6 protein-coding genes are annotated in these 8,121 nt (G+C 52.6%); 5 read left to right on the forward strand and 1 reads right to left on the reverse strand.

From position 1 onward, the window contains the following. Window positions 1-710: 710 nt before the first annotated feature. Complete coding sequence (locus PHV74_13305) at window positions 711-1,175, reverse strand: MarR family transcriptional regulator (protein ID MDD5095335.1); 465 nt, start codon at window positions 1,173-1,175, stop codon at window positions 711-713. Window positions 1,176-1,417: 242 nt separating this feature from the next. Between PHV74_13305 and PHV74_13310 the strand changes: the two genes are divergently transcribed. The 5 genes from PHV74_13310 (at window position 1,418) to PHV74_13330 (ending at window position 7,524) form a co-directional block, all read left to right on the forward strand. Continuing rightward, on the forward strand, window positions 1,418-1,588 hold the full coding sequence (locus tag PHV74_13310; GenBank protein MDD5095336.1) for a 4Fe-4S binding protein: 171 nt from the start codon (window positions 1,418-1,420) through the stop codon (window positions 1,586-1,588). Then, the gene (locus tag PHV74_13315) at window positions 1,585-2,901 is read left to right on the forward strand and encodes an NAD(P)/FAD-dependent oxidoreductase (GenBank protein MDD5095337.1); all 1,317 of its coding nucleotides are present in this window, start codon (window positions 1,585-1,587) and stop codon (window positions 2,899-2,901) included. Before PHV74_13310 ends, PHV74_13315 begins: the two co-directional genes overlap by 4 nt. 97 nt (window positions 2,902-2,998) lie before the next feature. Further along, window positions 2,999-5,383: a pyruvate formate lyase family protein gene (locus tag PHV74_13320; protein MDD5095338.1), complete on the forward strand. Its 2,385-nt coding sequence runs from the start codon at window positions 2,999-3,001 to the stop codon at window positions 5,381-5,383. Between the two features lie 61 nt (window positions 5,384-5,444). Beyond that, window positions 5,445-6,662, forward strand: coding sequence for a CoA transferase (locus tag PHV74_13325; GenBank protein MDD5095339.1), 1,218 nt, complete (start codon window positions 5,445-5,447; stop codon window positions 6,660-6,662). Between the two features lie 277 nt (window positions 6,663-6,939). Then, window positions 6,940-7,524, forward strand: a complete 585-nt coding sequence (locus tag PHV74_13330; GenBank protein ID MDD5095340.1) for a DUF6125 family protein — start codon at window positions 6,940-6,942, stop codon at window positions 7,522-7,524. Window positions 7,525-8,121 lie beyond the last annotated feature (597 nt).

Genomic DNA, 8,121 nt, shown 5'->3' on the forward strand with positions numbered 1-8,121 from the left:
AAAGCGCTCAATGGCTTGGTCAGGGTTGCCGACTTTCAAGAGGCGATGGCCCTCTTCAGTGATCTCTATTGCCCTTTGGGCCGCGTTTTCAGTAGGCATTTTTCCATCTCCTTTGCCGTGTTACTCCATGCCTGATTCATTGGATTTCAAGGGGACAGCAACCGATGTCGATGCCGCAATCTCGAAGATAACCCTCTTAAGGAAGCTCGGTTCAGGTCCGGATCGGCCCATTGGCTCAGAGGTTCCTCAATACTATCCTGCCTTGAGCTGATAAACGATGCGTTCCATCTGGCAGAGAGTCCTAACCGTGGATACCTTGCTGTCCACCCGGGCCTCCTTCTCTGCCGTGAGACGGACATATGAAAAGCCCAATTGATCCTCAGAAAGGCCTCGACTCGTGGTATAGAGGGGTTGGAATGGTGGGCGTTAGACAGAAAGTTTCAAATAGCCTTTGCATTGGTCCAGTAACCTGATTTTGTTCAAGGTGCTCCAAGCACCGGTGGTGACATAGGGGGCTGTCCTGCCTGCCACCAGTTCCTCCGGCTATCCGGCCTGAAAACAAATCTAACTTTGCACGGGTACATAATCGGGGGCACGTCACCGTCACACTCGAAGGGTCATGAGCGCCAATTAACCACTTGTGGGTCTATCAAACGGAACATCTGTGTACAATTTTAAAAGCCAGAACCCTCTATGAATAGATAGGCCGATTATCGCGTCTTTGGCAAAGTTGAAAAATTAGAGGAGTACATGTGCCTCGCGACCTTTTCCAGGGAAGCCAACAATTGGGCCTGCTCATTTGGATCGAGAACCTGGAAGGCATCACGAACGGCCTGGCTGTGTACGACCTTCTCAAAAACACTCTCTCCCATGTTGGTAAGATGGACGTTTACTTCTTTGCGATTCTTTCCGTCTCGTTTTCTCTCTAACAAGCCCGCCTTCTCCATTCGATCAAGGAGTCGGGTTGTTGTCGGTGGACTGCACCCGAGCCAGTAGCTCAACTGAGCCATATTGACGGGATTTCGGGCTGCTTTAATGGCTATCAAAGTCGTTGCCTGGATAGGGCTGATCTGCATAGGCTTGAGTTCGCTAGCCCTTTCCATGCTCAGCATGTGCTTGGCCAGATTGATCCGCATCCAGAGCTTGAGGGTTGGGTCGGAAATATCGATGCTCATGTGCCTTATTCTACCGTGTTTCTCAATATTCAATACTTGTGACAGAGCCTCTGGATTCTTCGAAAGGGCCCCTAAGACTTATTGACAAGTGGTTTTCTGGAATATATACTCTTAATTGACTTAGGACAATTGCTGCATACTAAACATTGTGATACGACAATTATCGGTGCTTCAGTATACTATCACCAGGCAAGGTTGTCAAGAATCGATGGATTATTTGAGCAGCAGATATGGAGGGAAGAATGGTCATTGTTGACGAAGAAAAATGTATCGGATGCGGTATCTGTACTCACTTCTGTCCGGTAGAAGCCCTGGAAGGCTGGGGGGTGATTGAGATAAACCGTCAGACGTGTACAGAGTGTCTGGAGTGCATCGGCGCTTGCCCTATGAATGCGTTGGGGGTGAAGTCATGAAGCAGATCAAATGCGATGTTGCGGTTATCGGAAGTGGAGTTGGCGGCACCACGGTAGCAGCTTTGCTGGCCAAGGCCGGCTACAATGTTCGGGTCGTTGAAAAGCTGCCGTTTGTGGGTGGCCGATGCGCCACATTGGACCATCATGGTTTCAAGATCAACACCGGAGCGGCCATGATTGGCGATGAAATTCACGGCGCGCTGTGTCGGGAAGTGGGCGCCGAGTTGGAGCTTCGCGCTCCCAAAACTGCATTTGTCTTCCGCATCAACGGGAAGGATCATCCCGCCCCGCTGAACAAGGGACTCTGGAAGAACCTCATTGGTCAGGCCGCCCGGGACGAGGCGGAGGCGGAGATGGTATATAAAGCCTTCGGGAAAGCCGTCTCCTGGTGTGAGCCCTCCTACTCCATGACTCTGGATGACTGGGCCCGGCAATATACGGATAATCCCAGCATATTGAGGCTTTTTCAGTTTTTCACTACTGCCATCGGTGTCAACAGTTATGAAATGGCTGCCGGAGAGTTTTTCCGCAGCATCACGGAGGGGGCCGTCATGACCTGGGCCTCCCCTCCGCTGGGATGCGGCGAGTTTTCCGACGCCATGGTTACGGCCATCAAAGGGATGGGAGGGGACGTGTGGACCCGTTGCCCGGCGATGCAGGTGAAGGTCAAAGGCGGGGCGGCCACCGGAGTGGTGGTGCAAAAAGACGGCGAGGCAATCGAAATAACAGCGCCGGTGGTCATCAGCAATGCGCCGCCGTGGAGGACCGCGCAAATGGTGGGGAAAGAGCATCTCAGTCCCGGCTATCTGAAGGACGTGGATCGGATCATGGGCGCGCCGATGATCTGTTTTCACTTAACGACCGATAAGCAACTTCCGATGCTGGAGGGCACGGCTTGTTTGAGCCTGGATGTGAAATCCCGCAGGCTGTACAACATGATCGATTACACCCCCATCTGTCCGGAGATGGCACCCAAAGGCAAACACATCATTGAAGCGATCACCGTGCCCACCTCCGTCTATCCGCCCTACGATGTCAAGAAAGAGGTGGCCATGACCATTGCGGACTTGAGGAATGCCATCCCTGATTTCGATAACCAGGTGCAGATTCTGAGGATAAACTTCGCCCGGGGAGACTGGGGAGTGACCGGAAACGTTCCGGGAAGGGGTACCCTGCCCATTAAGACACCGGTCTATGGTTTGTACTCGGTGGGAGACAGGTCGGCTCCCGCGGGCTGGTGGTGCTCGCTGGCAGCCATCAAGAGCGGACGCATGGTGGCGGCCGATGTCATGAAACGATTCAAGCCGAAATGAGCCGGCAAAGAGACAAGCTCTTAAGAAAGCAGTTGCAATATCCAGTGGTTTATCAGCCGAGGCAAGCTAGATCGGAAACGAAGGTGAGGAGGAGATCATGAGCTATCAGGTAATGCATAAGGCGACGCTGACCGAAAAGGTCAAAAGGGTAAAGGACAGTTTCTTCGAAACCGAGGTGAGGTTGTCCACAGAGCGGATAAAATTCGTCGTGCAGGCTTACCGGGAGGCCGGGGGAGAAGCCCCGATCATCACCCGGGCAAAAGTATTCGACAGATATCTGCGGGGGATGACGCTGTTTATTGACGAAAATCCCATTGTCGGCAGCCTGACTCGATATCGCCGGGGGGTCAATGCCTATCCGGAATGGTCCACCAATGCGATGAGAATGTCCAAGAAGACCTCGTTTGGCGATGTCAGCTTGAATGCGGAAGAGATGCGGGATATCGATGAGGCGGTGGCCTATTTCAGGGATAAGACGCATGCGTCAAAAGTGACCAATATCTTTCAAGCGTTGACAGGGGTAGACCGTCGCGAGCTGAACCGGTACGGCGTATTTGGCGATACGGCCGGAACCCCCATGGGGTTCGCTAATCCAGACTATGGGAAGGTTCTGGCAAAGGGTCTCGAAGGCGTGATCGAGGAGGCGGAGCAGGAGATGGCCAAGGTTGCCCCCGAGCTCCATGACGATCTCCCCCGGCTGGATTTCTATCATGCGGTAATCATCACGGCCAAGGCAGTGATCGCCTGGGCCCAGCGGTATGCCGCCCTGGCTGAAGAGATGGCGGAGAAGGAAACCGACGCCGGGAGAAAGGCTGAGCTTCGAAGCATTGCCGAAACTTGCCGCCGGGTTCCGGCCAAGCCGGCCAGAAACTTTCGGGAGGCCGTTCAATCCTTCTGGTTTATCCATTGCGCCACCTGGATAGAGGCCGCCGAGCCGGGCATTGCGCCGGGGCGCTTTCCCCAATATATGTATCCCTATTACCGGCAGGATATTGATCAGAGCGGCATTACACGAGAAGAAGCCGTTGACCTTCTGGAATTGCTGTTCATCAAGTTTTCCGAGATCGGAATATTTCTGGGCGAGATCATAAGCACGGGGGCACAGTTGCACACCGGCCAGACCCTTGCGCTGGGCGGATTCACCCGTGATGGCCGGGATGCCACCAATGAGCTGGATTTCCTGGTTCTGGAGGCCGAAAACCAGGTGCGCATGCTCCAGCCAAGTACTGTAGTGGTATGGCACAACGGGTTATCCCACGAGTTTCTGCTGAAATGCGCTGAAGCGGTGAGAGTCGGCCTGGGAAAACCCTGCTTCATCAATGGCCATGTTGCCGTACAGCGCCATCTGGATCGCTGGAAGGACTGCTCTCTGGAGGAAGCCTACGATTTTGCGGTTGTCGGTTGCGTTCAAACCGGACCGGTTCACGCCATCGACAGTGCCTGGGGTGCTCTGATCAATTTCCCCAAGCTGCTGGAGATGACCCTCAACAACGGGGTCGATCCCATCTCAGGCAAACAATTGGGCCTTCAAGCAGGGAAAGGCGAAGATTTTCAGACCTATGAGGAATTGAACGCAGCTCTCAAAAAACAGCTTGCCTACTTCACCGAACTGGGCAGAAAGGCCAGCCGCATCGCTGAGAACGTCGATGCAACGTTTTTGCCGACGCCTTTTGCCGCTTCTCTGACCGATGATTGTCTCAAGAGGGGCAAGGATATTCTGGCGGGCGGCGCCAAGTTCGGCAGCGACGCCGATTGTCTGGTGGGTGTGGTTGACGTGGCCAACTCTATGACGGCGATGAAGAAGCTGATATTCGAGGATAAGAAAATCACCATGAAGGAGTTGCTCCAGGCGTTGCGGGCCAACTTCGAGGGATACGAGGATTTGCACCATCTGCTGCTGTCGGCCCCCAAATACGGCAATCAGGACGACTTTGCGGACAGCATCGTCAGGGAATTCTATGACGAGTTCCTCAAAGAAGAGCTGAAATATAAGTCTCATCTGGGGAAGGATGATGGCAGGCCCCATGGGGTAGTGGTTGCCATACACAGCTTCTATGGAGGAGTGGTGGGAGCGCTTCCCAGCGGCAGAAAGAAGGGTACGACGCTTACTGACGGCTCCACATCCGCCACACCCGGGACCGATCGTAACGGACCCACTGCGCTGATCCACTCCGGAGTTGCGGCCATGAACGCGGTCAAATACAGCTCGAACATCTTCAACTTGAAATTCCACCCGACGGCTTTGAACAACAACGAAGCGTTGGGGAAGCTGCTGGCCCTTGTCAAGACTTACATGGATATTGGCGGCAACCACATCCAGTTCAATGTAGTGGATGCCAAAACCCTGCGAGATGCTCAAAGCCAACCCGGTCAATACAAGGACCTGGTGGTCCGAGTGGCCGGATACAGCGCCTTCTTTGTCAATCTGGATCCCAACGTGCAACAGGAACTAATAGATCGCACCGAACTGAGGTTCGCTTAACGTAGAGAAGATCACCCAAGCACGTGTAAAAAGCACGCCCTATGGGGAGGAGGAGACAATTATGGCTAATCCACTGGAAGGATATCGGGTTCTCGATGTCACGACATGGTTCCAGAGCTTGGCAACGCGGATGCTGGCAGACCTGGGGGCCGAGGTAATCAAAATCGAGCCTCAGCACTCCGGTGGTGATCCCGTTCGGGGTGTGGTGAGCCAAGCTGAACTCCAAACGGGCAAGAAACAGCGTAACGTAGCGTTCGAACACGGCAACTGCAACAAGAAATCCATTACCCTGGACCTGCGCAAGCCAAAGGGCAGAGAGGTTCTTTACAAGCTGGTAGAGAAGTCGGATGTGTTTGTTCACAATCTGCGAAGTGAGCCGGCCACCCGGCTGGGTTTGGATTATGCTACTGTGTCCCAACACAATCCCCGGTTGATATACTCGGAGTGCTCTGCTTGGGGACCCAAAGGCCCCGGCGCCGATCGAGCGGCTTATGACAGGATGGCAATGGCGCGATCGGGAATCATGACCATTGCCGGAGAGCCGGGCGCGCCGCCCAGCTATATCAACGGCGCCATCGCTGACCATACGGGGGCTAACATGGCGGCTTTCGGGATAGTGCTCGGTCTGCTAATGCGAGAGAAGTTCGGGATAGGGCAACAAGTGGAGTCCTCACTGCTCGGCAGCATGGTTCATTTGATGAGTCTCAATGTTGAAACTAAGGTGATCACCAACAATGAAATAGCGCGGTATGCCAGAGCCAAAGCGCCCAATCCTATGTGGAATGAGTACAGGTGCCAGGATGACAAGTGGATATCCCTTGGTATGCTTCAATCGGATCGCTATTGGCATTCCTTCTGCCAGGCCCTTGAAATAGGGGACGTAGGAGAAAACCCGCGTTTCGCGAATATCAGGGAAAGGGCCAAGAACAACGTCGTGCTGATAAAGATCCTCGACGAGGTCTTTGCCTCCAGGCCCCGCCATGAATGGATCGACAGGATGGATGCTCGGGGAGACCTTATCTTTGAGCCGGTGAACAGCTTCGCCGATTTGGTGGAAGACCCTCAAGTCATGGCCAACAACTACATCACTGAGTATGAACATCCAACTTACGGAAAGACGCGCATGGTCGGGTGTCCCATCCATTTCAACGCCAACTCGACTTCAGTGATCAAGCTACCCCCACCGCAACTGGGGGAACATACCGAGCAGGTCCTTCAAGAGATTCTGGGATACAGCTGGGACGATATCATCCACCTCAAAGACGAAGGGGTCATCTAAAACCGCCAAAAGGACAAGCTTAACCACACGGGTCCGATGAAAAGGGGAAAATCCAAAAACACAAACCGTAGATGTCGACAACTGCTGGAACATCGTGATCGATCGTCGTGCTAGCAGAATACGATGCCACTTAAATCCGGATTTTAGCATGCCATCAGTTCGATGAAAGGGGGTGATTATACAGACAAAATAGGAATTGTCCAATGACAGGCAAATCGGTTTCCCGGGTAGAGCATCTAAAAGGAAATTACGATCAGGAGCGCAGATAAGGAGATACATGTCGGAAACCAAAGGGAAGACCAACAAACCGGAATTAGAGGATTTGAGCGGTCCGTTCAATCCCAATCTGAAGTTCGAGGATTTTTCCAAGGAATTTCTCCTAAAACTCATGGAGCTATGGCAATATGCCTGGCTTCAACAGACAGAAGCTTTCACGGCAGCCATCAAGAAACGGTGCGGGGAGGAGGTGGCCAATGAATGCGAGACTGAAGCCTGGGAAACAATGAGCCGGAAGGTAAATCCCAGATATGCCAAGCTGGGCAAGATCGAACTGAACACCGTGTTGGATAGCCTGAAGGTTCTCCAGTTGCCTCTGGATAATAGCATATCGGGCCTTTTTGCCCAGGAGTACGATATCAAGAGCCCGAATCATGTCATCCAGACCGTCAAAAGGTGCCGGTCACTGGAATACTTTGAGGAGAAGTGCCCTGAGAGGATAGACCACGTGTGCTATGTTACTGAGCCGCAGCTTTTCATGAACTATATGATGAATCCCAAGCTTAAGATAACTCCTCTGAAGCGGCCCCCCAGAAAAAGCAAGGATGACATCTGTTGCCAGTGGGAACTGAAGATTGAGGAATAGGGAGACACGTCACATCATCGGAGAAGCCGAACAATTCTTACAGACATTCGCACAATTGTGACCGGATTTCCAGGCAGTGTAACTGCTTGGGTGCGAATTTAGGAAGAGAAAGGGCAGGAGGTCTAGTCAGACGGTTTCAATACTATTTTGGATAAAAGGGGAAGCGCTGCAATTAATATAATTGCGTATGACGCAATCTGCTTGATAGGGCTCTCTTCGGAGTGAGACTCGATACAAACGACTCAAAAACGAACCACTGCTGGCATCGCATCTGTTTGAGCTTGGATATGTTATCCCCGGAGAATGCCCTGGCAAGGGATTGAGTGGAACCAAGAAGATGACATGAAATGTTTCCTCAGCCGTTTTCCCCAGGGAAGAAAGGAGCCGAACTACAGTTGATACGATTTCTACCATGATTCCGCACCGTCAACCAATATCTCTTTCGGGTAAACTTCATGAAGACAAAATTGAAAATTGGCGTTCCTGCAAAAAGGTAGCGCCTTGGTATTGAAGCTGATATTGGGATGCGATAGACTCAAGTTGAGGCTATTCGACTTGAGGTGAAGGGATGTTCAGAGAGAACCACAGGCATAAGCA

This window comes from Dehalococcoidia bacterium, from assembly GCA_028711995.1.
Classification (GTDB): Bacteria; Chloroflexota; Dehalococcoidia; order SZUA-161; family SpSt-899; genus JAQTRE01.

Coding starts and splice junctions, on each gene's coding strand:
- PHV74_13305 (MDD5095335.1), bottom strand. CDS start 1,175: ATGAGCATCGATATTTCCGACCCAACCCTCAAGCTCTGGATGCGGATC.
- PHV74_13310 (MDD5095336.1), top strand. CDS start 1,418: ATGGTCATTGTTGACGAAGAAAAATGTATCGGATGCGGTATCTGTACT.
- PHV74_13315 (MDD5095337.1), top strand. CDS start 1,585: ATGAAGCAGATCAAATGCGATGTTGCGGTTATCGGAAGTGGAGTTGGC.
- PHV74_13320 (MDD5095338.1), top strand. CDS start 2,999: ATGAGCTATCAGGTAATGCATAAGGCGACGCTGACCGAAAAGGTCAAA.
- PHV74_13325 (MDD5095339.1), top strand. CDS start 5,445: ATGGCTAATCCACTGGAAGGATATCGGGTTCTCGATGTCACGACATGG.
- PHV74_13330 (MDD5095340.1), top strand. CDS start 6,940: ATGTCGGAAACCAAAGGGAAGACCAACAAACCGGAATTAGAGGATTTG.